23 protein-coding genes are annotated in these 23316 nt (G+C 64.1%); 4 read left to right on the forward strand and 19 right to left on the reverse strand.

The window, feature by feature from the left end; genetic code table 11:
- Positions 1-4: 4 nt before the first annotated feature.
- The 5 genes from LB520_RS20790 to LB520_RS20810 all read right to left on the reverse strand — a co-directional run bounded on the left by LB520_RS20790 (position 5) and on the right by LB520_RS20810 (position 3530).
- Positions 5-415 carry a hypothetical protein gene (locus LB520_RS20790; protein ID WP_224638895.1) on the reverse strand — a complete coding sequence of 137 codons (411 nt, stop codon included), beginning with the start codon at positions 413-415 and terminating at the stop codon, positions 5-7.
- 3 nt (positions 416-418) lie between these two features.
- Entirely contained in the window at positions 419-1294 is an 876-nt protein-coding gene (locus LB520_RS20795) for an aldose 1-epimerase family protein (protein WP_224638897.1), read from the reverse strand.
- 179 nt (positions 1295-1473) lie between these two features.
- Positions 1474-2190: a Bax inhibitor-1/YccA family protein gene (locus LB520_RS20800; protein ID WP_224638899.1), complete on the reverse strand. Its 717-nt coding sequence runs from the start codon at positions 2188-2190 to the stop codon at positions 1474-1476.
- A 36-nt stretch (positions 2191-2226) separates the two neighbouring features.
- Positions 2227-3000: an anti-sigma factor family protein gene (locus LB520_RS20805; RefSeq protein WP_095765449.1), complete on the reverse strand. Its 774-nt coding sequence runs from the start codon at positions 2998-3000 to the stop codon at positions 2227-2229.
- The gene (locus LB520_RS20810) at positions 2997-3530 is read right to left on the reverse strand and encodes a sigma-70 family RNA polymerase sigma factor (protein ID WP_411966402.1); all 534 of its coding nucleotides are present in this window, start codon (positions 3528-3530) and stop codon (positions 2997-2999) included. The genes LB520_RS20805 and LB520_RS20810 overlap by 4 nt, the downstream gene beginning before the upstream one ends.
- 133 nt (positions 3531-3663) lie before the next feature.
- Here LB520_RS20810 and LB520_RS20815 point away from each other — a divergent pair, with 133 nt between their 5' ends.
- Both LB520_RS20815 and mazG read left to right on the forward strand, forming a co-directional pair.
- Positions 3664-4848, forward strand: a complete 1185-nt coding sequence (locus LB520_RS20815) for an aromatic amino acid transaminase (protein ID WP_224634138.1) — start codon at positions 3664-3666, stop codon at positions 4846-4848.
- Positions 4849-4918: 70 nt separating this feature from the next.
- Positions 4919-5743, forward strand: coding sequence for a nucleoside triphosphate pyrophosphohydrolase (gene mazG, locus LB520_RS20820; protein ID WP_224638901.1), 825 nt, complete (start codon positions 4919-4921; stop codon positions 5741-5743).
- A gap of 8 nt (positions 5744-5751) precedes the next feature.
- Here the strand turns inward: mazG and hflX are convergent, their stop codons facing one another.
- From hflX to dusB, 8 genes are all read right to left on the reverse strand, one after another.
- Positions 5752-7140 carry a GTPase HflX gene (hflX, locus tag LB520_RS20825; protein ID WP_224638911.1) on the reverse strand — a complete coding sequence of 463 codons (1389 nt, stop codon included), beginning with the start codon at positions 7138-7140 and terminating at the stop codon, positions 5752-5754.
- The gene (hfq, locus tag LB520_RS20830) at positions 7141-7386 is read right to left on the reverse strand and encodes an RNA chaperone Hfq (protein ID WP_006202172.1); all 246 of its coding nucleotides are present in this window, start codon (positions 7384-7386) and stop codon (positions 7141-7143) included.
- Positions 7387-7528: 142 nt separating this feature from the next.
- The gene (locus LB520_RS20835; RefSeq protein ID WP_224638913.1) at positions 7529-8392 is read right to left on the reverse strand and encodes a D-amino-acid transaminase; all 864 of its coding nucleotides are present in this window, start codon (positions 8390-8392) and stop codon (positions 7529-7531) included.
- Positions 8393-8474: 82 nt separating this feature from the next.
- Positions 8475-9836, reverse strand: coding sequence for a sigma-54-dependent transcriptional regulator (locus LB520_RS20840; RefSeq protein WP_095765455.1), 1362 nt, complete (start codon positions 9834-9836; stop codon positions 8475-8477).
- Positions 9826-12117: a sensor histidine kinase NtrY-like gene (locus LB520_RS20845; protein ID WP_224638916.1), complete on the reverse strand. Its 2292-nt coding sequence runs from the start codon at positions 12115-12117 to the stop codon at positions 9826-9828. The genes LB520_RS20840 and LB520_RS20845 overlap by 11 nt, the downstream gene beginning before the upstream one ends.
- Positions 12118-12238: 121 nt before the next feature.
- Positions 12239-13699, reverse strand: a complete 1461-nt coding sequence (gene ntrC / locus LB520_RS20850; RefSeq protein ID WP_224638919.1) for a nitrogen regulation protein NR(I) — start codon at positions 13697-13699, stop codon at positions 12239-12241.
- Complete coding sequence (locus LB520_RS20855; RefSeq protein ID WP_224638921.1) at positions 13696-14838, reverse strand: two-component system sensor histidine kinase NtrB; 1143 nt, start codon at positions 14836-14838, stop codon at positions 13696-13698. The genes ntrC and LB520_RS20855 overlap by 4 nt, the downstream gene beginning before the upstream one ends.
- Positions 14835-15863: a tRNA dihydrouridine synthase DusB gene (dusB, locus tag LB520_RS20860; protein ID WP_224638923.1), complete on the reverse strand. Its 1029-nt coding sequence runs from the start codon at positions 15861-15863 to the stop codon at positions 14835-14837. The genes LB520_RS20855 and dusB overlap by 4 nt, the downstream gene beginning before the upstream one ends.
- Positions 15864-16003: 140 nt before the next feature.
- Between dusB and LB520_RS20865 the strand changes: the two genes are divergently transcribed.
- Positions 16004-17233, forward strand: coding sequence for a bifunctional 2-C-methyl-D-erythritol 4-phosphate cytidylyltransferase/2-C-methyl-D-erythritol 2,4-cyclodiphosphate synthase (locus LB520_RS20865; RefSeq protein ID WP_224638925.1), 1230 nt, complete (start codon positions 16004-16006; stop codon positions 17231-17233).
- Complete coding sequence (locus LB520_RS20870; RefSeq protein ID WP_224638927.1) at positions 17230-17718, forward strand: CinA family protein; 489 nt, start codon at positions 17230-17232, stop codon at positions 17716-17718. The genes LB520_RS20865 and LB520_RS20870 overlap by 4 nt, the downstream gene beginning before the upstream one ends.
- Here LB520_RS20870 and LB520_RS20875 read toward each other — a convergent pair.
- The 6 genes from LB520_RS20875 to LB520_RS20900 form a co-directional block, all read right to left on the reverse strand.
- Entirely contained in the window at positions 17715-18170 is a 456-nt protein-coding gene (locus LB520_RS20875) for a type II toxin-antitoxin system RatA family toxin (protein WP_224610738.1), read from the reverse strand. The two genes, LB520_RS20870 and LB520_RS20875, sit on opposite strands and share 4 nt — an antisense overlap.
- Before the next feature lie 6 nt (positions 18171-18176).
- Positions 18177-19142 carry a lipoyl synthase gene (lipA, locus tag LB520_RS20880; protein WP_224530151.1) on the reverse strand — a complete coding sequence of 322 codons (966 nt, stop codon included), beginning with the start codon at positions 19140-19142 and terminating at the stop codon, positions 18177-18179.
- 128 nt (positions 19143-19270) lie between these two features.
- The gene (locus LB520_RS20885) at positions 19271-19528 is read right to left on the reverse strand and encodes a GlsB/YeaQ/YmgE family stress response membrane protein (protein ID WP_095765464.1); all 258 of its coding nucleotides are present in this window, start codon (positions 19526-19528) and stop codon (positions 19271-19273) included.
- Between the two features lie 156 nt (positions 19529-19684).
- A complete protein-coding gene (gene lpdA, locus LB520_RS20890) occupies positions 19685-21151 on the reverse strand; it encodes a dihydrolipoyl dehydrogenase (RefSeq protein WP_224638930.1) in 1467 nt (488 codons plus the stop codon).
- 27 nt (positions 21152-21178) lie between these two features.
- Positions 21179-21817, reverse strand: coding sequence for an SGNH/GDSL hydrolase family protein (locus tag LB520_RS20895; RefSeq protein WP_224530145.1), 639 nt, complete (start codon positions 21815-21817; stop codon positions 21179-21181).
- A 133-nt stretch (positions 21818-21950) separates the two neighbouring features.
- Entirely contained in the window at positions 21951-23315 is a 1365-nt protein-coding gene (locus tag LB520_RS20900; RefSeq protein WP_224530143.1) for a pyruvate dehydrogenase complex dihydrolipoamide acetyltransferase, read from the reverse strand.
- Position 23316 lies beyond the last annotated feature (1 nt).

The raw sequence follows: 23316 nt of genomic DNA on the forward strand, positions 1-23316 counted from the left end.
TGGTCTAGAAAAAGCAGTTCAGAAACGCCGCCGTCACGTCCGAGATGCCGACGATCTTGTTGGTCGCCTGGCGGTAGAATTTGAAATTGAGCTCGGTCTCGGGCCGGCCGTCCTGCCAATCCTTGAAGCGCTTGAGCTCATCGCCGCCCAAGCGTCTCGTCGCCAAGGCGGTGCGGCGGACGGCAACACTCACGCGCGGCGTCTGCCGTTCGAGATCCGGACGCCTGGGGGTGGCCTCGGAGGATGTCACGACGCCGCGCGCGACAAGCCCTCGCCCGCCTTCGTTCTCGCTGGCGAACAGGTAGATGACGTCGCCCTCGGCGATGCGCTTGCCGCCATACATGGTTTTCTGGGCGGCGAACACGAATCTCTCCGCCGCCGGGTCCTGGATCTGGGTCTTGATGGCATATGCCATGCCCTACGGTACCCGGCTGAGGCCGATCCGGTAACTCAGCACGCGCCGGCCGGCCGGCTCGATCAGCATCAGGCCCGGCTTGTCGCCGAACTCGCCATCGAAATCGATGGGACTGGCGATGCCGTGCCAGGGCTCGATGCACAGGAAGGGCGCGCCGCCAGGCTTGGACCAGATGCCCAGCTCATTGAATCCCTGCCACGACATCTCGATCGCCGGCCCGCGGCCGGCGGCGTAGCGCACGCTCTTGCTCACCGGCTTGTCGAGGATGACGGCATCGTCGTCGAACAGTCTTTCGGATAGCGGTAGCGTCCTGCCCTCGATGGGCGTCGGCTGCGGCGCCGGCAACAACAGGCCGTCCTTCAGGCGGCGGATCGGCGCCGGCTCATTTTCGGCGAAGGTCACCCGATAGGCTTCCTTCGGCAGCTCCGGGAGCAGCGGCCAGTTGAACGCCGGATGCGCGCCGATCGAGGCCGGCAGAGGCTCGTCGCCGGTATTGGCGATCTCGAAGGTCACGCCGAGTTGCCGTGGTTTCAACTCGTAGCTGATGGCGAGACGAAAGGCGAAGGGATAGTGCGTTCGCGTCTCGGCGTCGTCCGTCAGGACCAATGTGCAGGAGGCCGGCCCCTGCTCCGCCCAGGCAAAGCGCCGGTCGCGGGCAAAGCCGTGCTGCGTCATCGGATAGATTTGCCCGCGATGCCGCAGCTGATCGCCTTTGAGCCGGCCGACGATTGGGAACAGCACGGGCGAATGACGACGCCAGGCGGGGCCTGCCTGCCACAGAAGCTCGGTGCCTTCGCCATCGCACAGCGAGACCAGTTCGGCCCCCTGCCCGACGATGGTCGCCGAAATGCCGTCAGCGTGAAGCGTCAGCTGGTCCATTGCGTCCTCGCGGCTGGCAGGTTTGGCCGGCAGGCTAGCAAAAGGCCGCGCGTGAACTCAAGCGCGGCAGACAGATCGCCCCTTGGTCGTCAACGCTTGGTGCGCAGTCGACAAAAAAGTGGCCGGAGGTTTCCCTCCGGCCGTGGCGAGGTCAGCAGTGTTGCCTGCTGCGGTCCGGCCTATTCGCGCTCGCCGGTGAAATTCAGCAGCAGCTGGAAGATGTTGATGAAGTTCAGATAGAGCGAGAAGGCGCCGAAGACGGCAAGCTTCTGCTGCGATTCCGCATCGAAGTTCTCGGCATATTGCTCCTTGATCGTCTGCGTGTCCCAGGCGGTCAGGCCGATGAAGACGGCGATGCCGATCACCGAGATGGCGAACTGCAGCGCGGTCGAGCCGAGGAACAGGTTGACCAGGCTGGCGATGACCACGCCGATCAGGCCCATGATCAGGAAGGACGAGAACTGCGTCAGGTCGCGCCTGGTCGTGTAGCCGTAGAGGCTGGTGGCGCCGAACATCGTGGCGGCGATGAAGAAGGTGCGCGCGATGCTGGTCGAGGTGAAGACCAGGAACACCGAGGCGAGCGACAGGCCCATGACGGCGCTGAAGGCCCAGAACATCGCCTGCGCGCTCGCGGCCGACATGGTCTGCATCCTGAACGAGAACAGCATGACGAAGGCGAGCGGCGCCAGCATCACCACCCATTTCAGCGGGCTGGAGAAGATCGGTACATAAAGCGCCGGCGTCGAGGCCACGAAGAAGGCGACGAGGCCGGTAACGACGAGACCGAGGCCCATATAATTGTAGACGCGCAGCATGTGCTTGCGCAGGCCCTCGTCATAGACGGCTCCGGCCTGGACGCCGGTGCCCATTCGGTATCCCAGATTGGGGCTGTTCATTCGGTTTCTCCTTGGTTCTCGGTAGAGGGTTTGTTTTCAGTAGAGAGTTCTGGCGAGTTTCTCGGCGGCACGGTCGAGGCTGCCGGCGTCGCCGCGTCCGACCACCGCATAGGCGACCTCGCCGATCTGGAAATACGCGGTTGAGATGTCGTCGGAGGGCGCGATCGTCGGCTTCACCACATCGAACCTGCCCGGCCTGATGGCGAACAACGAGACAAGACCGAGGTCCTTGGTGTCGACCGCTACCTCGACGCTCGGCCCGAATTGCGAGGGATAGACCTGGACGTCGCGAATCTTCCAGTCGTCAGGCAGCGACGGCATGACGATCGCGGTGGCGGCGCGAATCTCGTCGGGATCGTAGCCCGGAGCCTCTTGCTGCGACGGCATCGTCTCGCGCACCAAGGTCGTCCTGTGCGCCCGGACCGCATCCTCGACATAGGCCGGCGGCTGCGTCGAGGCGACCACCTTGGTCACGGCGATCGGCCCGAAGGCGCCGTTGGCAAGCCAGCCTGCCGCGACCAGCACGGCCGCTGCCGCCGCCCGCTGCAGCACGGCAAGCATGCGTCCCCTGGCAAGGCCTCTTTCCAGCCGGCGCGCCGCTTCTGTCGTGGCCGGACGCGCCCTGCCGACAGGGCCGGCAAGCGCGACGCGCAGTTCGTCGCGCGTCCTCAGATCGGACATCACGCGCGCGGCCACTTCCGGGCGCGCGGCGAGGTGCGCCTCGACCTCGATGCGGCGGGCGACATCCAGCTGATCGTCGACATAGGCGTCGAGATCGGCATCGGTCACGGGGTCGACAATAGCGGTCATTGATCGTCTCCCACGATCCTGAGATGAGGCCTGGCCTTCGGCGCCGCGCCCTCTTCCATCTCGCGCAGCGCGGCACGCGCGCGGCCGATGCGCGACATCAGCGTTCCGAGCGGCACGCCGATGACTTCGGCGGCCTCCTGATAGGAAAGCCCTTCGATGGCGACGAGATGGAGCGCGGAGCGCTGTTCCTCCGGCAGCGAAAGAAACGCTTCCCGGACCTGCGACAGGCGAACCGAATGGTCCTGCGACGCCGGCACGCTCTGGTCGGCGACAAGGCCGGCCTGTTCGATGCGCGCCGCCTCGGAGCGGCGCGAGCGCATGCGGTCGATGAAGACGTTGTGCACGATCGCCAGCAGCCAGGCGCGCAGATTGCCGCTTGACCGGAAGGTCGCGCGCCGCTCATAGGCGCGCACCAGCGCGTCATGGACGAGATCCTCGGCCTCAGTGCTGTCGCGCGTCAGCGAGCGCGCATAGCGCCGCAGCGAACCCAACTGCCCGACGATATCGAAGCGTGCCATCGACCGTTTCATGCCCTGTTTACGGAGCATGTAGGGGTTTTAATCCCCTGCCCGACATTTCTTTTCGTGTCGCCGCCACAGCGGAAACCGCTGGCGCGACGGGATCGATTTGCGTATCACTCCGCCGCCATTGGAGTCCTTTTCGATGTTCGAGACCCTGCAGCCCGCGCCGGCCGACAAAATCCTTGCCCTGATCGGCCTCTATCGCAACGATCCACGGCCCGGCAAAGTCGACCTCGGCGTCGGCGTCTACAAGGACATCGACGGCAAGACGCCGGTGATGCGCGCCGTGGGCGAGGCCGAGAAGCGGCTGCTGGCGAGCCAGGACACCAAAACATATCTCGGCCTTGCCGGCGACACCGGCTTCAACGCCGCCATGATCAAGCTCGCCTTTGGCGAGAAGGCCGACCATTCGCGTATCCGCGCGGCACAGGCGCCGGGCGGATCGGGCGCGCTCAGGCTGGTGGCCGAGCTTGTGCAGCGCACGCGCCCCGGCGCGACGGTTTGGCTGTCCGATCCGACCTGGCCGAACCATCTGCCGGTGATGCGCGCCGCTGGTCTGCAGGTTCGCGACTATCCCTATTTCGATGCCGCATCGGGCGCTGTCCGCTTCGACGAGATGCTGGCGGCGCTAAAAGTTGCCAACAGCGGCGATGTCGTGCTCCTGCATGGCTGCTGTCACAACCCGACCGGCGCCAATCTCGATATCGCGCAGTGGGCCAAGGTCGCCGACGTGCTGCTGGATCGCGGCTTGCTGCCTTTCGTCGACATTGCCTATCAGGGTTTTGGCGAAGGCCTCGATGCCGACGCCGCCGGCCTGCGGCTGCTTGCCGGCAAGGTGCCGGAAATGGTCGTCGCCTCGAGCTGCTCGAAGAATTTTGCCGTATATCGCGACCGCGTGGGCGCGGCGATGATCATGGCCAAGGATGGCGCCCAGGCCGACGTGGCGATGAGCCAGATGCTGGCGGCCGCGCGCGCGCTTTATTCGATGCCGCCGGATCACGGCGCGGCGGCGGTGCGCATGGTGCTCGAAGACGCCGCCCTGAGGAAGGACTGGGAGACGGAGCTCGAGGAGATGCGGCTGCGCATGCTCAGGCTGCGCGTCGCTTTTGCCGAGGCGTTGCGCCGGCAGTCCAATTCCGACCGCTTCGATTTCGTCGCCAGCCATCGCGGCATGTTTTCGAGGCTTGGGTTGACCGAGGCGCAGGTCGAACGCCTGCGTGCCGAGCACGCCGTCTATATGGTCGGCGACAGCCGCATCAACGTGGCCGGCCTGCCGGAGGACGGCATGGACGATCTCGCCAAGGCGATCGTCTCGGTGCTCGACTGAGGCTGTGGACAACTCGTTTCGGTGTCCGGCCAGGATTGGTCGGACGCTGGCCGCGGGATAGGCTCAAATCATGAAGCCCTCCAAGGACATTTCCCGGCTGATCGAGATCATGGCGGCGCTGCGGGCGCCGAAGACCGGCTGCCCTTGGGATATCGAGCAGAATTTCGCTACCATCGCGCCCTACACGATCGAGGAAGCCTATGAAGTGGCCGATGCGATCGCGCGCGGCGATCTCGACGATCTGCGCGAGGAACTGGGCGACCTGCTGCTGCAGGTCGTCTATCACGCGCAGATGGCTGAGGAGATCGGCGAGTTCGCTTTCGGCGATGTCGTCGAGGCCATCACCACCAAGATGATCCGCCGCCATCCGCACGTCTTCGGCGACGAGAAGGCGCGCAGCGCCGGCATGGCCAAGGGCATGTGGGAGAAGATCAAGGCGGTTGAAAAAACCGAGAAGCGCGATGCCCGCATCGCCCGTGGTCTCGACCCGGAGGATCACGGCAGGGGCTATCTCGACAGCGTGCCGGTCGCGCTCCCTGCCCTGACGCGTGCCCTGAAACTGCAGGAAAAGGCGGCACGCGTCGGCTTCGACTGGAGCGAGGCAGCTCCCATCCTCGACAAGATAGAGGAAGAGATCGGGGAATTGCGCGAGGCGCTCGCCACCGGTGACGCGGCTCCCATCAAGGACGAGTTCGGCGACATGCTGTTTGCTATCGTCAATCTCGGCCGCCACCTCAAGCTCGATTCCGAAGCCGCGCTCAGCGGTACCAACGAAAAGTTCCGTTCGCGCTTCCATTATGTCGAGCAGGCTCTGGAGGCCTCGGGCAAGTCGCTGGAGAAGGCAACGCTCGACGAGATGGAAGCGCTCTGGCAGCAGGCCAAAAGCACCAAATAAACAGCCGGTTAGCTGCCGCTCCTGCGATGCAGGCGGTTCTCTATCTCTTGCCGGGCGCTGTGCGTGGCTGTCAGCGAGAGCGTGACGCTGCCGTCTTCATTGTCGGTGCGCGAAACGACGTCGCCGTTGCGGTAGAGCCAGTCGACCTGGCCAAGCTGGGCGGGGCTCAACGTCACCGTCATCCTTTCCAGCTCGCCCGACACGCGCGTCTCGATGAGCGCTTTCAGCGCGTCGATTCCTTCGCCGGTGACGGCCGATATAGAGATCGGCGGCGCCTTGCCGCTGGCGCTCTCGGCAAGCAGTCGCTCGCGATTGCCTTCGTCAAGCAGGTCGACCTTGTTCCAGACCTCGATCACGCGGTTCGCATCGGCAGCGTCGACGCCGAGATCGCCGAGGATGCGTTCGACGTCCTCGGCCTGGGCGGCGGTGTCCGGATCGGAGATGTCGCGCAGATGCAGCACCAGATCCGCCTCGACGACTTCTTCCAGCGTTGCCCGGAAGGCGGCCACCAGATGCGTCGGCAGGTCGGAAATAAAGCCCACCGTGTCCGACAGGATAACCGGCGTGCCGTGCGGTAGCCGCACGCGCCGCAGCGTCGGATCGAGCGTTGCGAACAGCATGTCCTCGGCCAGCACCCCTGCTCCGGTCAGCCGGTTGAACAGCGTCGACTTGCCGGCATTGGTGTAGCCGACGATCGCCACGACCGGGAACGGCACCTTCTTGCGCTTGGCGCGGTGCAGGTCGCGCGTGCGCCGAACCGTCTCCAGCTCGTGTTTCAGCTTGGTGATCTTGTCCTGCAGGATGCGCCGGTCGGATTCGATCTGGGTTTCGCCCGGACCGCCGAGGAAGCCGGCGCCGCCGCGCTGCCGCTCGAGGTGGGTCCAGCTCCGCACCAGACGACCCTTCTGGTAGTTGAGATGCGCAAGCTCGACCTGAAGCGTGCCTTCCTTGGTGCGCGCTCGCTCGCCGAAGATCTCGAGAATGAGCCCGGTGCGGTCGAGCACCTTGGCGTTCAGTTCCTTTTCGAGATTGCGCTGCTGCACCGGCGTCAGCGGATGGTCGACGATGACCAGCTCCGCCTTGCGCTCCTTCACGATTTCAGCAAATTCAGCAACCTTGCCGCTGCCGAGCAGCGTGGCCGGCCGCGGATCGGCAACCGTCACCACCGCGGTGTGAACCGGGTTGAGGTCGATGGCGCTGGCAAGTCCGACCGCTTCGTCGTGGCGTGCATCCGCCGAACGGCTCAGGCGCGGACGGCTCGACTCGTCGTCGCCGCGGGGCTGCCGGGTAAGCACCGGCACAATGACAACTGCGCGGGTCGGATCCTTGGATTCCGGCCCGAGTTGATGTCCTTGTTTTCCGCGAACGCTGCGGTCCGCGTCCTTATCACGTGCCAATCAGGCGCCCTGGCTTTCCTCGCCATCGAACATCTGAACCGGCTGGCTCGGCATGATCGTGGAAATAGCGTGCTTGTAGACGAGCTGGGAGTGCCCGTCGCGCCGCAACAACACACAAAAATTGTCGAACGACGTGACGACCCCGGTCAGCTTCACGCCGTTGATGAGGAAGATGGTAAGTGGATTTTTGCTCTTGCGAACTGAATTCAGGAACAGGTCCTGAAGGTTTTGCGATCGTTCCGCCATTTTTCTTGTCTTTCGCCGATCCCCTTCGGTTTACGGGCCAATGCGCCAAATACGAGGCACCTGTCAAGCGCGCAAACCCCCTCTTGCCGACACAATGGCAAGCAGAATGAGATAGTTGAGGTTACTTCCAGTTGTGCGGTTATCAGGCTGGACTTTTTTCCGCAACGTGAAAAAAGGCCTGCCGCAACGAAAGTGTCATCGAACCGGGATGGCCATTTGCGACCGGCGCCCCGTCGATTTCGACCACCGGCATGGCGATTGTGGTCGCCGAACTGATGAATGCTTCCCTTGCCGCCTTGGCTTCGGCGACCGAAAAACCGCGTTCCTCGATCTTGAGGCCAAGCTTGGCGGCGACATCGAAAAGCGTCGTGCGGGTGATGCCGCGCAGGATGCCGTGCTCGGCCGGCCGGGTCACGAGGACGCCTTCCCGGGTGACGATCCAGGCGTTGGACGAGCCGCCTTCCTTGACGTTGCCGTCGGTGTCGACGAACCACGCTTCCTGCGCGCCGGCTTCCTTGGCCTTCTGCTTGGCGAGCACATTGGGCAAGAGTCCGGTGCTCTTGATGTCGACGCGGTCCCAGCGATTCTCCGGGACGGTGATGACCTTGATGCCGGTCTCCACCCGCTTCGCGCTCGCGGCCGGATCGGCTTTCCTGGCGGTTATGACCAGGGAAGGCCTTGTGCCCGCGGGCGGAAACACGAACTCGCGGCTGGCGACGCCGCGGGTCACCTGCACATAGACAAGGCCGTCGACCACGCCGTTGCGATTGACCACTTCGCGCAACAGCATCGGCAGGACGCGTTCCGAGACCGGCCAGGCGATGGACAGTTCCTTCAGCGAGCGCTTGAGCCTGGCAAGGTGGCGCGGCATGTCGACGATATGGCCGCGCGCCACCTCGCAAACCTCATAGACCCCGTCCGCGAACTGGTAGCCGCGATCCTCGATGTGGACGCTGGCTTGAGCATGGACGACATAGCGCCCGTTGACATAGGCAATGCGCGGCATGGGCATCCTCAGGGAAAATGTCCGGCTTTCTTAGGCGATTCCGCCCCTGCCGTAACGAACAATCGCGTGGGCCAAGGGCTCGCTACACACCCAGCGACTTCAGCTTGCGGTGGAGTGCCGATCGTTCCATGCCGATGAACTCGGCGGTCTTCGAGATATTGCCGCCGAAGCGGTTGATCTGGGCGATCAGATAATCCTTCTCGAATTGCTCGCGGGCCTCGCGCAGCGGCAGCGCCATGATGTGCTGGTCCGACTGGTTGGGCGTGCGCGGCATGACGTCGCCGATCTCGGACGGCAGAAGGTCGGCGGTGATCGGCGCATCGGCGTCTTCGCCGCGCGCCAGGATCATCAGCCGCTCGACATTGTTGCGCAATTGGCGAACATTGCCCGGCCAGTTGTGCGCCTGCAGCACGGCCAGCGCATCGTCGCCGATGCGGCGCGGCCTTATGCCGGCCTGGCGCGCAATCTGCTTCATGAAGTTGTCGACGAGGTAGGGAATGTCCTCGCGCCGCTCAGCGAGCCCCGGCACTATGACCGGAACCACCGCCAGGCGATGGTAAAGATCCTCGCGGAAGCGGCCGTCGGCGATCATTGCTTCGAGGTTCTGCGAGGTCGAGGAAATGATGCGGACATCGACCTTGACGCGCTTGGTGCCGCCTACCCGCTCGAATTGCTGCTCGACCAGCACGCGCAGGATCTTGTTTTGCGTTTCGCGCGGCATATCGGCGACTTCGTCGATGTAGAGGATGCCGCGATGCGCCTCCTCCAGCGCGCCGACCTTGCGCTCGGTGCCGTTCGATTCGGTACCGAACAGCTCGATCTCCATGCGCTCGGGCGTGATGGTGGCCGCGCTCAGCGTGACGAACGGACCGGACTTGCGCGACGACAGCGTGTGGATGGCCCGCGCCGTCAGTTCCTTGCCTGAGCCGGAGGGGCCGATGATCATGACGCGGCTGTTGGTCGGCGCGACGCGCTCGATGGTCTGCCGCAGCTGGCTCATCGCCGACGACATGCCGATCAGGTCGAAAGTCTCGCCGCTGCGCTGCTTGAGGTCGGAGACCTCGCGTCGCAGCTTGGACGTTTCCAGGGCGCGCTCGGCGATCAGGATGAGGCGATCGGCCTTGAACGGCTTCTCGATGAAATCATACGCGCCGCGCCGGATGGCCGACACCGCCGTTTCGATGTTGCCGTGGCCGGAGATCATGACCACCGGCATGTTCGGATGCATGGTCTTGATCTCGTCGAGCAGCGCCAGGCCATCGAGGCGCGAGCCCTGCAGCCAGATATCGAGGAAAATCAGCCGCGGCGCGCGATCGGCTATCGCCGCAAGCGCGCTGTCGGCATCATGGGCCGTGCGGGTTTCGTGACCCTCGTCGCTCAATATACCGGCGACAAGTTCGCGGATGTCTTCCTCGTCATCGACGATGAGAATGTCAGACGCCATTACCGACCTTTTCAGTTTCTCGTTCGTGTTCGCTTCGACCTTCACCGCGTGGCGGCGCGGCTACGATCGTGGCCGGGGGCAGGATGATCGAGATCATCGCGCCCCGGCCGCCATGGAAATCCGCTGGCGCGTCGTGCAATTCGAGACGGCCGCCATGGTCCTCCACGATCTTTTTGACGATAGCGAGGCCAAGCCCGGTGCCCTTCTCGCGCGTCGTCATATAGGGCTCGAGAAGCCTTTGGCGATTCTCGCGCGGCAGCCCCTTGCCGTTATCGATAACGTCGATTCGTATGGCGCCATCTTGCCGTCCGGCCTGAATCCGGATTGTGCCGCTCGAACGGTCCTGCGCATCAAGTCCGTCGATCGCCTCGGCCGCGTTCTTGATGACGTTGCCGAAGGCCTGAGCCATCAGGCGGCTGTCGAAAGTGCCTTTCAACGGCTCGCTGCCGAAGTCGCGCTGGAAGGCAATGTCCGAGCGGCTGACCTCGACCAGGAAGGACGCCTCGCGCAACGACTCACGAAGGTCGATCGCCTTCATCTCCGGCTTCGGCATGCGGGCGAAGGCCGAGAATTCGTCGACCATGCGGCCGATGTCCTCGACCTGGCGGATGATGGTGTCGGTGCACTGGTCGAACACCTCGCGATCCTCGGTGATGACCTTGCCGTAGCGGCGCCTGATGCGCTCGGCCGAAAGCTGGATCGGCGTCAGCGGGTTCTTGATCTCATGCGCGATGCGCCGCGCCACATCGGCCCAGGCCGACGAACGCTGCGCCTGGACGAGATCGGTGATGTCGTCGACCGTCACCACATAGGATTTCTCTTCTTCGCCGTCGTCGCCGGATTCGACCGTTACCTGGACATTGAAGGTGCGCTCCAGACCGGTGCGGAAGAAGGTCACCTGCTCGCGATAGACCGGCTTGCCGGACTGCCGCCCGATCTCGAACACGCGACCGACAAGCGGCAGGACTGTCGAAAGGTTCTGGCCGAGCGTCGCATTCGCCGAAATCGTCAGCATGGTCTCGGCCGAGCGATTGACGATGGTGATGATGCCGTAGGGGTCGACGCCGATGACGCCGGCAGTGACGCCGGCAAGCACCGCCTCGGAGAAACGCCGGCGCTCATCGATCAGATCCTTGGCCGAGAGCAGCTCGTTGCGTTGCGACTTGAGCTCCAGGATCATGTTGTTGAAGGTCTCGCCGAGCGAGGCGACGTCGCCGTCGGACTGGCGCACTGGAACGGCAACGTCGAGATTGCCGGTCGCCACCTCGTCGGCGGCGCCGATCAGCTGGCGGATCGGCCGCACGATCCGGTCGGCGACCGCGATGCCAGTCCAGATCGCCGAAAGCGTGATGATCAGCGTGAGCGACAGATAAGGCAACGCAAAGGCGACCTGCGAGGTCCGGCGATTGTCTTCCAGGTTGCGGTATTCGTCGGTGTTGCCCCTGACGATCTGGCGCGCCTTGATCACGTCGGGATCGACCAGCCGGATCGTATAGAGGTAAAGCCCTTCGATCTCGCGCAGTTTGATGATGGCGCCCATGATGTTGCGGGTGCGCGGCTCTATCAGCACCGGCTTGCCGCCGGCCGCGGTGTCGACAGCGCCCGTGGGCGGCTCCGGCATGGGGAAATCGGCATCGGTCTTTGCATTCATGACGAACGAGCCGTCAGGCTTGATCAGGGCCGCATGCGCCAATCCGCGGCCCACGGCTTCCTTGTTCAACAGATCGAGGAACCCGCCCTTGTCCAGACCATAAAGCGTGCGCGAGGCCTCGAGATCGTATGCCATGGACAATGTCGTGCCCTGCAGGTTACGCGCGTTCTCCTGCACATAGGCGTCGGCAATCGACAGCGATGAGTTGACGATCGTCTTGGTGCGTATCTCGAACCAGCGGTCGAGGCCGATGTCGAGCGTGATCGAGGCGATGATCGCCACCATGATGGCCGGAATGGCGGCAACCAGTGCGAACATGGCGACGATGCGCACATGCAGCCGCGAGGCAGCCCTGCCGTGGCGCCGTGCCAGAACGATGCGACGCACCTCGCGGGCGATCAAGGCGATGAGGAACAGCACAAAGACGGCATTGGCCGCGATCAGGGCCCAGGTCGCGTCCGCGGTCGGCGCGATCGGCGTTGCGCCGACCAGGATCGCAAACGATATGGCCGCCGTGATCACCGCGCCGGCAATGGCGACCACGCCGGGCAACGCCAGCAACCGTCGCCCGTCACGCGTGCCGGTCTGGTTGAAAAGCGGTTGGTTCAGGGTCGGAGCCTCAGCTGCCATGTCGCGGTACAGAGTCGGTCATCGCGTCGGATGTATGCAACGCATTGTGGCGATTATGCAACAAGTGTGGCCGGGAAGATAATCTTTCCCAGACAAAATTCACCGACGGGACGAGGTGACGTTACGGCTGCCTGGCTGATTTGTAGACGTTGACGCCGAGCTCGCGGATCTTCTTGCGCAGCGTGTTGCGGTTGAGCCCCAAAAGCTCCGCCGCCTTGATCTGGTTGCCGCGCGTCGCCGTCATCGAAGCCAGCACCAGCGGATACTCGACCTCGGCAAGAATGCGCTGGTAGAGCCCGGCCGGCGGCAATTCGCCGGCGAAGGAGGCGAAGTAGCGCTGCAGGAAATGCTCGACAGCCTGGCCGATCGACAGATCGTCGGGGATGAGCGCGCCGCCATCGGGCACGACCGGCCTTTCGCCGGTTTTCAGCTCCGATTCTATGATTTCAGATGAAATCTCGTCCTGCGAGTAGAGGGCGGCCAGCCGGCGCACCAGGTTTTCGAGCTCGCGCACATTGCCTGGCCAGGGATAGCGTTTCATCAGCTCGATGCCACCGGAGGATATGCGCTTGGTCTGCAGGCCCTCGCTGACGCCCAGCTTGAAGAAATGCCGCACCAGGTCGGGAATGTCCTCGGAACGCTCGCGCAGCGCCGGCAGCCTGAGCGGCACGACGTTGAGACGATAGAACAGGTCCTCGCGGAACAGCCCCTGATTGATCAGCGTGCGCAGGTCCTTGTTTGTGGCCGCGACGATACGGACGTCGGTCTTGATCGGCGTGCGGCCGCCGACCGTGGTGTATTCGCCCTGCTGCAGCACGCGCAGCAACCGGGTCTGCGCTTCCATCGGCATGTCGCCGATCTCGTCGAGGAACAGCGTGCCGCCCTCGGCCTGTTCGAACCGGCCGCTGGAGCGGTTCTGTGCCCCGGTGAAGGCGCCCTTCTCGTGGCCGAACAATTCCGATTCGATCAGGTCGCGCGGGATCGCCGCCATGTTGATGGCCACGAACGGGCCGCCGCGACGGCGGCCATATTCGTGCAGCGCGCGCGCCACCAGCTCCTTGCCGGTGCCGGACTCGCCGCTGATCATGACCGTGAGGTCGGTCTGCATCATGCGCGCCAGCATGCGGTAGATGTCCTGCATGGCGGCGGATCGGCCGACCAGCGGCATCGTCTCCGGCTGGTCTTCCGCGCGGGCATCGAGCTTCGGCCGCTTCGGCTCGGCCAACGCCCGGCTGACGATGTTGAGCAGCTCCGTCAGGTCGAACGGCTTCGGCAGATATTCGTAGGCGCCAGTCTCGGAGGCGCGGATGGCGGTCATGAACGTGTTCTGGGCGCTCATGACGATGACCGGCAGCTCGGGCCGCGCCTTCTTGATGCGCGGCAGCATGTCGAAGGCGTTTTCGTCGGGCATCACCACGTCGGTGATGACGAGATCGCCCTCGCCCGCAGCCACCCAACGCCACAGCGTCGAGGCATTGGAGGTCACACGCACCTCGTGGCCAACGCGTGACAGCGCCTGGTTGAGCACGGTGCGGATGGCCGCATCGTCATCGGCGACGAGAATATTGCCGCGAGCGGTCATGTGCGGTCTCCTTCAGCTTCATCGCCGGCGCTTGGTGCGGCCTCCTTCCAGGCTGGAAGCAGGATGCGAAACGTCGTCCCGCGCGGCGTCGAATCGCATTCGATGATGCCGCCATGCTCGCCGACGATCTTGGCGACCAGCGCAAGGCCAAGTCCGGAGCCGTTCGGTTTGGTGGTGATGAACGGATCGAACAGGATCGGCAGGATGTCCTCGGAAACGCCGGGACCGTTGTCATGCACGCAGAATTCCAGCGGCAACGACACCCGGTCCTGCGTTCCGGGCACCGAGACGCGGATGCCTGGGCGGAAGGCCGTCGACAGCACGATCTCGCCTTGCGGGTCGGCGCCGATCGCCTCGGCAGCGTTCTTGACCAGATTGAGAAAGACCTGGATCAGCTGATCGCGGTTGGCGAAGACTGGAGGCAATGATGGATCATATTCCTCCAAGATCTTGATCCGTCTTGCAAAACCGTTCTTGGCAATCGCCTTCACATGGTCGAGCACGACGTGGATGTTGACCGGATAGCGCTCGATCGGCCGCTCATCGGAGAACACTTCCATGCGGTCGACCAGCGAGACGATGCGGTCGGTCTCGTCGGTGATCAGGCGGGTCAGCGCGCGATCTTCATCGGAGGCGGAAAGCTCTAGCAACTGGGCGGCGCCGCGAATGCCGGAGAGCGGGTTCTTGATTTCATGCGCCAGCATCGCGGCAAGACCAGTGACGGAGCGCGCTGCGCCGCGATGCGTCATCTGGCGGTCGATCTTGTCGGCCATCGACCGTTCCTGGAACATGACGACGACCGAGCCCGGAAATTCCGGCACCGGCGCGACATAGAGATCGACCATCTTTTCGATGCCGAGGCGCGGCGACGAGACATCGACGCGGTATTCGTTGACCGGCGCGCGGCGTTCGCGCACTTGGTCGACCAGCGTCAGCAACGGACTCCCGAAGGGCACCAGCTTGGACAGCGTGTTGCGGGCGAGCATATTCGCGCTGGAGCGAAAGAAGTCCTCGGCATCGGCGTTGGCGAATGTGATGAAGCCGTCCGGATCGACCATGATCACCGGGCGGCGGATGGTGTTGAGCACGATGTTGGCGGCATCCGCCATATCGGGCTGCTGTGGCACGTCCGCCTTCATGCCGCGCTCCGCAGGCTGGTCGGTTGCGCGCCATCGGCGAAGACACGGCACAATTCGGCCACGACTTCACCCGGTTTGAAGGACGTGAGAATGGCTTTGCGCTGCTCGGCAGAGACATCGGGAGCGTGACGGTCGAGATACCAGCCGAGATGCTTGCGCGCCTGACGCAGGCCGCTTTCGGCGCCGTAGAGCGAGAGCATGTCCTCGTAATGCGACACGACATAGTTGCCGAGCGCCTGCGGCGCGTGCGGAATGCCGGGCGCAGATACACCACCGGCAATTGAGGCGATGCTTCCTGCAATCCAGGGGGCGCCGTAATGCGCGCGACCGATCATCACCGCGTCGGCGCCGGACTGTTCGAGAATGGTCGCCGCCTCTTCCGGCGAGCCGACATCGCCATTGGCCACCACCGGGATCGAGACGGCCTGCTTGACGCGGGCGATGGCGCGCCAGTCGGCCTTGCCCTGATAGAATTGGCAGCGCGTGCGGCCATGCACGGTCACCATGCTGACGCCGGCCTGTTCGGCGCGGCGCGCCAGCATCGGCGCGTTGAGCGCGCTTTCGTCCCAGCCGAGCCGCATCTTGACGGTCACCGGCACCGAAACGGCGCCGACCACCGCCTCGATCAGCGACAGCGCATGGTCGAGGTCGCGCATCAGCGCCGAGCCGGCATAGCCGCCGGTCACCTTCTTCGCCGGGCAGCCCATATTGATATCGATGATGTCGGCGCCCTCGCCCGCCGCGATTCGCGCGCCCTCGGCCATGTGCACCGCCTCGCGGCCGGCAAGCTGCACCATATGCACCGGCAGGCCGGAATGACGGATGCGAAGGTCGCAACCTGCCCTGCCCTTAGCCAGTTCGCCGCTCGCCACCATTTCCGAAACGACCAATCCCGCGCCATGCCCGTACGCGCGCTGCCGGAACGGCTCGTCGGTGATGCCCGACATCGGCGCCAGGAAAACCCGATTACGGATTTTCACGCCGCCGACATCAAGAGGCGATGCCAATGTGGTCAGTTCAGCCATGCACAAAAACCAAGCATGTTCGATCGTTGCACATTCTCTAGCCAGAAGTGTGGCATTGTGCAACGCGCAATGACGTCACATTAAGGCGCATTTTGGAAAAAGCTGGCCTTCGGCCATCACCCCGACTAGGACCGATCGGAATGAGCGAGGCAAGTGAAAAGCAAGCGACAGGCCTGAACGGCGGGATCGGGGTGGTGATCGTTGCCGCCGGCCGTGGCGCGCGCGCCGGACAGGCGGACGGTCCGAAGCAATATCAGCGCATCGGCGGCCGTGCCGTCATCGCGCATACGTTGGATACCTTCCTCTCCCATCCGATGATCGGTCCCGTGGTCGTCGCCATCCATGCCGACGACGCCGAACTCTTCCAACGCGCGGCCGAAGCGCATGGCAATCGTCTTGTCGCCGTTATCGGCGGCCCTTCGCGCCAGGCGTCTGTGCGGCTCGGCCTCCTGGCGCTGAGGGACCAGGCACCGGCAAAAGTGCTGGTGCATGACGCCGTGCGACCCTTCGTCGACGCCGGGCTGATCGACCGCACCATCGAAGCCATCGGCGAGCGCCAAGGCGCGTTGCCGGCGCTGCCTGTCGCCGACACGCTGAAGCGGGAATCGGCCGCCGGCATGATCGACGAGACGGTGTCGAGAGCCGGCCTTCATGCCGCGCAGACGCCGCAGGGCTTTCCGTTCTGGCCGCTGCTCGCGGCGCATGAGAAGGCGCATCATCTGGGCAAGACGGAATTCACCGACGACGCGGCGATCGCCGAATGGGCACAGATACCGGTCAAGATCGTTCCCGGATCGCCGGACAACGTCAAACTCACCTGGGCAAGGGACATCGCATTGGCCGACCAGCGGCTTTCGAGCGCGCAGCAGCGCTTCCCGGATATTCGCACCGGCAACGGCTATGACGTGCACGCGTTCGAGCCCGGCGACCATGTAACGCTCTGCGGCGTCGCCATTCCCTATGATCGCAAGCTCTCCGGCCATTCGGACGCTGATGTCGGGCTGCATGCGCTGACCGATGCGTTGCTCGCCACCTGCGGCGCCGGCGATATCGGCACGCATTTCCCACCGTCCGATCCGCAATGGAAGGGTGCTGCCTCGAAGATCTTCGTCGAGCATGCGGCGAAGCTGGTGCGCGAGCGCGGCGGCCGTATCGCCAATGCCGACATCACGCTGATCTGCGAGGCGCCGCGCGTCGGGCCGCATCGCGTGGCCATGACGCAAGCGCTCGCAGCCATGCTCGGCATCGCGCCCGAGCGCATTTCGATCAAGGCGACAACCAACGAGAAGCTCGGCTTTGTCGGGCGCGGCGAAGGTATCGCCGCGATCGCCACCGCCAGCGTCGTCTATCCGGGCGAGGTGCCGGCATGAGCAACGCCGAACTCGCAAATGCGCTGCTCCAGGCCTGCCAGCAGCGCGGCATCATGCTGGCAACGGCCGAAAGCTGCACCGGCGGACTGATCATCGCGTCGCTCACCGATATCGCCGGGTCTTCCGCCGTGGTCGATCGCGGCTTCGTCACTTATTCCAACGAAGCAAAGATGGAGATGCTCGGCGTCTCCGCCGCCACGCTCGACGCGCATGGCGCGGTCTCGCGCGAGACGGTGCTGGAGATGGCGGCGGGGGCGCTGACGCACTCGCTAGCGAGCCTGTCGCTCGCCGTCACCGGTATTGCCGGCCCCAGCGGCGGCTCGGCCGACAAGCCGGTCGGCCTTGTCTGGTTCGGCATAGCGCTTGCCGGACAACCGGTTATCGCTGAGCGGCAGCTGTTCGGTCACAAGGGCCGCGAATTCATCCGGCACGAGACGGTGCGGCACGCGCTGCAACTCGGCTTGCGCGCGCTCGGCGAACGTTAGGCGGGCTTTACACCGTAAATCACGTTTGCCCGCTTCTCGAAGGCTTCCGAGAACATGCGGAAGGCGCGGTCGAACATTGTGCCCATCACCGCGCCGAGGATGCGGCTCTTGAACTCGTAGTCGATGAAGAAATGCACCTCGCAGCCGCTGGCCGCGGGATCGAAGCGCCAGATATTGCTGAGATATTTGAACGGGCCGTCTATGTATTTGACGTCGATCGCTTTCTCGTCGGGCTTCAGCAGCACCTGGGTCGTGAAGGTCTCGCGGATCGCCTTGTAGCCGATGCTCATGTCGGCAACCAGGATGGTGCGTCCGTCACGCTCCTTGCGCGAGCGTACGGTGAGCGATTCGCAGAGCGGCAGGAATTGCGGGTAAGCCTCGATGTCCGCCACCAGCGCAAACATCTCGTCGGGCGTATGCGCGACGCGGCGTGTCGCCTCGAATTTCGGCATTGAAGGTCAGCTGGCCTTCGCGAGCTGCGCCTCGCGCGCCGCGCGCAGCCTGGCGAAATCCTCGCCGGCATGGTGCGAGGAGCGGGTCAGCGGGCTCGACGCCATGAGGAGAAAACCCTTCGTCTTGCCGATCGTCTCATAGGACTTGAACTCGTCCGGCGGGATAAAGCGGATCACCGGATGGTGCTTCTTGGAAGGCTGCAGATACTGGCCGATGGTCATGAAGTCGACATTGGCCGAACGCAGATCGTCCATCAACTGCAGCACCTCGTTCCGCTCCTCGCCGAGGCCGACCATGATGCCGGATTTGGTGAAGATCGACGGGTCGAGTTCCTTGACCCGCTGCAAAAGCCGGATCGAATGGAAATAACGCGCGCCGGGGCGAACCGTCAGGTAGTTCGACGGCACGGTTTCGAGATTGTGGTTGAAGACATCGGGCTTGGCCGCAACGACGATCTCCAGCGCGCCGTCCTTGCGCAGGAAGTCGGGCGTCAGGATCTCGATCGTCGTCGAAGGCGTTGCCTTGCGGATGGCGCGGATGACATCGGCGAAGTGCTGCGCGCCGCCGTCGGCAAGATCGTCGCGGTCGACGGAGGTGATGACGACGTGGCTCAATCCCATCTGCTTGACGGCATGCGCCACGCGCGCCGGCTCATCCGGATCGAGCGCGGTCGGAATGCCGGTCGCGACATTGCAGAAGGCGCAGGCGCGCGTGCAGATCTCGCCCATGATCATGAAGGTGGCGTGCTTCTTATCCCAGCATTCGCCGATATTGGGGCAGCCGGCCTCCTCGCACACCGTCACCAGCTGGTGCGACTTCACGATCTCGCGCGTTTCGGCATAGCCCTTGGAAACCGGCGCCTTGACGCGGATCCAGTCGGGCTTGCGCAGCACCTCCTGGTCGGGCCGGTGCGCCTTCTCGGGATGCCGCGGGCGCGGCCGGTTGGCGATCGTGTCTACGACTGTGACCATCTCAAACCCTTTGCGGCCGCGATTTCGCCAGCCGCCTGTCTTGCGTCATCTAGGACTTTTCGGGACAAAGAAAAAGGCCGCGGCAGCGCGTGCCGCCACGGCCATTTTCGCATAACGGTGGCTTTGGGTCAGCGACGCACGAGCCGTCCGACGAAGATCAGCAGGCAGGCGCCGATGAAGCCGGTGATCAGATAGGCGACCCAGCCGACGCCGAACGACTGGATGTTGAGAGCCTGCAGGATCGCGTTCAGCACTATGGCACCGACGATCCCCATGATGATGTTCATGAAGATACCGGTGTTGCTCTTCATGACCATCTCGGCCAGCCAACCCGCCAAGCCGCCGACGATGATGGCTGCGATCCAGCCGACGCCATTCATATGCATGTGCCAATTCCTCCTCGATCAGGTGAAAATGCATCCGGATACGAACCGCCTTGCCGTCAGCTTTCTCCGGCTGCCGCGTGTGAGTCTCACCCGACCACGTTAGCACGGATTGGCCATCGATCACCGATTGGTGACTTATCACCGATTGGTGACCCATCAGGCGTTCAAGACGCGGCCATAGGCGTCGAGCACGCTCTCCTTCATCATCTCCGACAGTGTCGGATGCGGGAAGATCGTGTGCATCAGCTCTTCCTCGGTGGTCTCCAGGTTCATCGCCACGACAAAACCCTGGATGAGCTCGGTCACCTCGGCGCCGACCATGTGCGCGCCGAGCAGCTGGCCGGTCTTCTTGTCAAAAATGGTCTTGACGAAGCCCTGATCCTCGCCGAGCGCGATGGCCTTGCCGTTGGCGCTGAACGGGAAGCGGCCGACGCGGATGTCCTTGCCGTCCGCCTTGGCCTTCGCTTCGGTCAGGCCGACGGACGCGACCTGCGGGCTGCAATAGGTGCAGCCGGGGATCTTCAGCTTGTCGATGGGGTGCACGCCCGGGAAATTGGCTATCTTCTCGACGCAGACAACGCCTTCATGCTCGGCCTTGTGGGCGAGCATGGGCGGGCCAGCGACGTCGCCGATCGCGTAGATGCCGGGCACATTGGTCTTGCCGTAGCCGTCGACGACCACGCAGCCGCGATCCGTCTTCACGCCAAGCGCTTCAAGGCCGAGATTCTCGATGTTGCCCTGCACGCCGACGGCCGAGATCATGCGATCGGTGGTGATCTTCTCGACCTTGCCGTCCTTCATCTCGACATGCGCGGTGACCGAATTGGCGCCCTTTTCAACCTTGGTCACCTTGGCCTCGAGGAGTATCTTCATGCCCTGCTTCTCGAACTGTTTCTGCGCGAATTTCGAGACTTCGGCGTCCTCGACCGGTATCACCGCCGGCAGCAGCTCGACCACCGTCACGTCGGCGCCCATGGTGCGGTAGAAGGAGGCGAATTCGATGCCGATGGCGCCCGAGCCCATCACCAGCAGCGATTTCGGCATTTCCTTTGGCACCATGGCCTCGAAATAGGTCCAGATCAGCTTGCCGTCCGGCTCGATGCCGGGCAGCGCGCGCGGCCTGGCGCCCGTCGCCAGGATGATGTGCTTGGCCGTGTAGGTGCCCTCGCCCTTGACGCCTTTCGGCACCGGCGGCTGCGGCTCCATCGCCTTCTTCGCCGTCTTCGAAACGACGACCTCGCCCGGTTTGTCACCGGCTGGGGCTTTGGAAAGCTTCGCCTCGCCCCAGATGACGTCGACCTTGTTCTTTTTCATCAGGAAGCCGATGCCGGTGTTCAGCCTGAGCGAGACTTTTCGCGAGCGGTCGACCACGGCAGCGGTGTCGGGGACGATTTTACCGCCTTCAAGCTTCAGCCCGTAATCCTTCAGATGATCCGAATAATGCATGATCTCGGCCGAGCGCAGCAGCGCCTTGGTCGGAATGCAGCCCCAATTCAGGCAGATGCCGCCAAGATGCTCGCGCTCGACGATCGCCGTCTTGAAGCCGAGCTGGGCGGAACGCACCGCCGTGACATAGCCGCCGGGGCCTGAGCCGATGATGATGACGTCGTAGGATTCAGCCACGGGTTTTCTCCCTGATCTTTCTGAGGGTTAGAGCGAGAGCATGACGCGCACGAGCGGCGCCAGAGCCTTGCCGATGTTTCGCGTGTTCTCGGCATCGAGATGGACGCCGTCGAGCGGCGTGGTGGTTGCGACCGTGCCGGCGTCGAAGAAGCCGCAGCCGGCCTCGTCGGCCAGCGCCGAATATTGGGCCGCAAGTCGCTTGGAGGCGTCGTCACCGCCGGCGAACATTTCTTTGAATTCGGCATTGTCGGTGCGTGTCACGACAGGCGGCGCGACAACGAGGATCTGCGGCGCCGGCCAGTCGAACGGATAGTCATGGCCGCGCACGATATCGATCAGCCGCTGCACGCCTTGCTTGGCTGCGACCGGATTGCCGTGAATCCAAGGCTTCATGTCGTTGGAGCCGAGCATGACGATAACGAGATCGAGCGGCGCATGGCTGGTCAGGATCGTCGGCAGAATGCGGGCGCCATTGCGATCGGCGCCGGCCAGATGGTCGTCGAAGGCGGTGGTGCGGCCGTTGAGGCCTTCGGCGATGACTTCGACATCGTTGCCGAGTTCAGCCCCAAGCACGCTCGGCCAGCGGTCCTCTAGCGCATGGCGACCGAGATTGGCGGCGTCATAGCCCCAGGTCAGCGAGTCGCCATAACAGAGAATTGTCTTCATGCGATTGCCCCACCCTTGCCGAAAGCTGGCTGCGAGCGCCTAACGCGCCAGCATGCGAAGAGCTCGCCGTCGGGATTAAAAATAATCAGGGTGAAAAGGCTGGTGACGAATTTCCGCACCGCCTTTTCCCTTCTTACACCAGCATGCCCATCGGGTTTTCGATCATGCGCTTGAAGGCGCCAAGCAGTTCCGCGCCGAGCGCGCCGTCGACGGCGCGGTGGTCGGTCGAGAGCGTCACCGACATAACGGTCGCAATCTTGATCTCGCCCTTCTTGACCACCGCCCGCTCCTCGCCTGCGCCGACCGCCAGGATCGTCGCATGCGGCGGGTTGATGACGGCGGCGAAGTCCTTGACGCCGAACATGCCGAGATTGGACACCGCCGTCGTGCCGCCCTGATATTCTTCCGGCTTCAGCTTGCGGCTCCTGGCGCGGCTGGCCAGGTCCTTCATCTCGTTGGAGATGACCGACAGCGTCTTTTCGTCTGCATGCCGGATGATCGGCGTGATCAGGCCGCCGGGGATCGACACGGCAACGCCGACATCGGCGTGCTTGTGCTTGACCATGGCGCTGTCGGTCCAGGAGGCGTTAGCGTCCGGCACCGCCATCAGCGCCATCGCCATGGCCTTGATGACCATGTCGTTGACCGAGAGCTTGTAGGCCGGAACCTCGCCCTTCTCGGTCTTCCGCATCGGGGCTGCGGCATTGAGCTGCGTGCGCAGCGCAAGCAGCGCGTCGAGCTCGCAGTCCAGCGTCAAATAGAAATGTGGAATGGTGGACTTCGCCTCGACCAGGCGACGCGCGATGGTCTTGCGCATGTTGTCATGCGGCACGAGCTCGTAGGAGCCTTCGGCGAACAGCTTCAGCACCTGGTCGTCCGACATCGGCTTGGCTGCGGCCGGAGCGGACGGGGTGCCGGCGGGCGCCTTCGCAGCCGGAGCGCCGCCGGAAGCGATCGCCGCCTCGACGTCGACCTTCACCACGCGGCCATGCGGGCCGGAACCGGTCAGCGCGGTCACGTCGACGCCGGCATCCTTGGCGATGCGGCGGGCCAGCGGCGATGCGAAGACGCGATCGCCTGCGGCGTGGCCGTTGGCGACGGGAGCAGGCTCGGCCTTCGCCGGCGGGGGCGCCGCCGCGGCTTCTGCCGGCTTGGGGGCTTCCTTGGGCGGCTCGGCCTTCTGGGCATCAGCTTTCGGCGCTTCGGCCTTGGGCGCGGCGCCGCCGCCGCTCTTGGCAGCGGCCGCGGCATCCTCGCCTTCACCGGCCAGGATGGCGATCAGCGCGTTGACCTTGACGCCTTCGGTGCCGGCCGGAACCACCAGCTTGGCGACTGTGCCTTCATCGACGGCTTCGACCTCCATCGTCGCCTTGTCGGTCTCGATCTCGGCGATCACGTCACCCGGCGAAACCTTATCGCCTTCCTTGACCAGCCATTTTGACAGATTGCCCTCTTCCATGGTCGGGGAGAGCGCCGGCATGGTGATGTTGATTGGCATG

Source organism: Mesorhizobium sp. CA12 (assembly GCF_020165255.1).
Taxonomy (GTDB): domain Bacteria; phylum Pseudomonadota; class Alphaproteobacteria; order Rhizobiales; family Rhizobiaceae; genus Mesorhizobium.

What these genes read in the sequence shown, in the direction of transcription:
- LB520_RS20790 (WP_224638895.1), bottom strand. Translation starts at nt 415, where the DNA reads ATGGCATATGCCATCAAGACCCAGATCCAGGACCCGGCGGCGGAGAGA.
- LB520_RS20795 (WP_224638897.1), bottom strand. Translation starts at nt 1,294, where the DNA reads ATGGACCAGCTGACGCTTCACGCTGACGGCATTTCGGCGACCATCGTC.
- LB520_RS20800 (WP_224638899.1), bottom strand. Translation starts at nt 2,190, where the DNA reads ATGAACAGCCCCAATCTGGGATACCGAATGGGCACCGGCGTCCAGGCC.
- LB520_RS20805 (WP_095765449.1), bottom strand. Translation starts at nt 3,000, where the DNA reads ATGACCGCTATTGTCGACCCCGTGACCGATGCCGATCTCGACGCCTAT.
- LB520_RS20810 (WP_411966402.1), bottom strand. Translation starts at nt 3,530, where the DNA reads ATGAAACGGTCGATGGCACGCTTCGATATCGTCGGGCAGTTGGGTTCG.
- LB520_RS20815 (WP_224634138.1), top strand. Translation starts at nt 3,664, where the DNA reads ATGTTCGAGACCCTGCAGCCCGCGCCGGCCGACAAAATCCTTGCCCTG.
- mazG (WP_224638901.1), top strand. Translation starts at nt 4,919, where the DNA reads ATGAAGCCCTCCAAGGACATTTCCCGGCTGATCGAGATCATGGCGGCG.
- hfq (WP_006202172.1), bottom strand. Translation starts at nt 7,386, where the DNA reads ATGGCGGAACGATCGCAAAACCTTCAGGACCTGTTCCTGAATTCAGTT.
- LB520_RS20835 (WP_224638913.1), bottom strand. Translation starts at nt 8,392, where the DNA reads ATGCCGCGCATTGCCTATGTCAACGGGCGCTATGTCGTCCATGCTCAA.
- LB520_RS20840 (WP_095765455.1), bottom strand. Translation starts at nt 9,836, where the DNA reads ATGGCGTCTGACATTCTCATCGTCGATGACGAGGAAGACATCCGCGAA.
- LB520_RS20845 (WP_224638916.1), bottom strand. Translation starts at nt 12,117, where the DNA reads ATGGCAGCTGAGGCTCCGACCCTGAACCAACCGCTTTTCAACCAGACC.
- ntrC (WP_224638919.1), bottom strand. Translation starts at nt 13,699, where the DNA reads ATGACCGCTCGCGGCAATATTCTCGTCGCCGATGACGATGCGGCCATC.
- LB520_RS20855 (WP_224638921.1), bottom strand. Translation starts at nt 14,838, where the DNA reads ATGAAGGCGGACGTGCCACAGCAGCCCGATATGGCGGATGCCGCCAAC.
- dusB (WP_224638923.1), bottom strand. Translation starts at nt 15,863, where the DNA reads ATGGCTGAACTGACCACATTGGCATCGCCTCTTGATGTCGGCGGCGTG.
- LB520_RS20865 (WP_224638925.1), top strand. Translation starts at nt 16,004, where the DNA reads ATGAGCGAGGCAAGTGAAAAGCAAGCGACAGGCCTGAACGGCGGGATC.
- LB520_RS20870 (WP_224638927.1), top strand. Translation starts at nt 17,230, where the DNA reads ATGAGCAACGCCGAACTCGCAAATGCGCTGCTCCAGGCCTGCCAGCAG.
- LB520_RS20875 (WP_224610738.1), bottom strand. Translation starts at nt 18,170, where the DNA reads ATGCCGAAATTCGAGGCGACACGCCGCGTCGCGCATACGCCCGACGAG.
- lipA (WP_224530151.1), bottom strand. Translation starts at nt 19,142, where the DNA reads ATGGTCACAGTCGTAGACACGATCGCCAACCGGCCGCGCCCGCGGCAT.
- LB520_RS20885 (WP_095765464.1), bottom strand. Translation starts at nt 19,528, where the DNA reads ATGCATATGAATGGCGTCGGCTGGATCGCAGCCATCATCGTCGGCGGC.
- LB520_RS20895 (WP_224530145.1), bottom strand. Translation starts at nt 21,817, where the DNA reads ATGAAGACAATTCTCTGTTATGGCGACTCGCTGACCTGGGGCTATGAC.
- LB520_RS20900 (WP_224530143.1), bottom strand. Translation starts at nt 23,315, where the DNA reads ATGCCAATCAACATCACCATGCCGGCGCTCTCCCCGACCATGGAAGAG.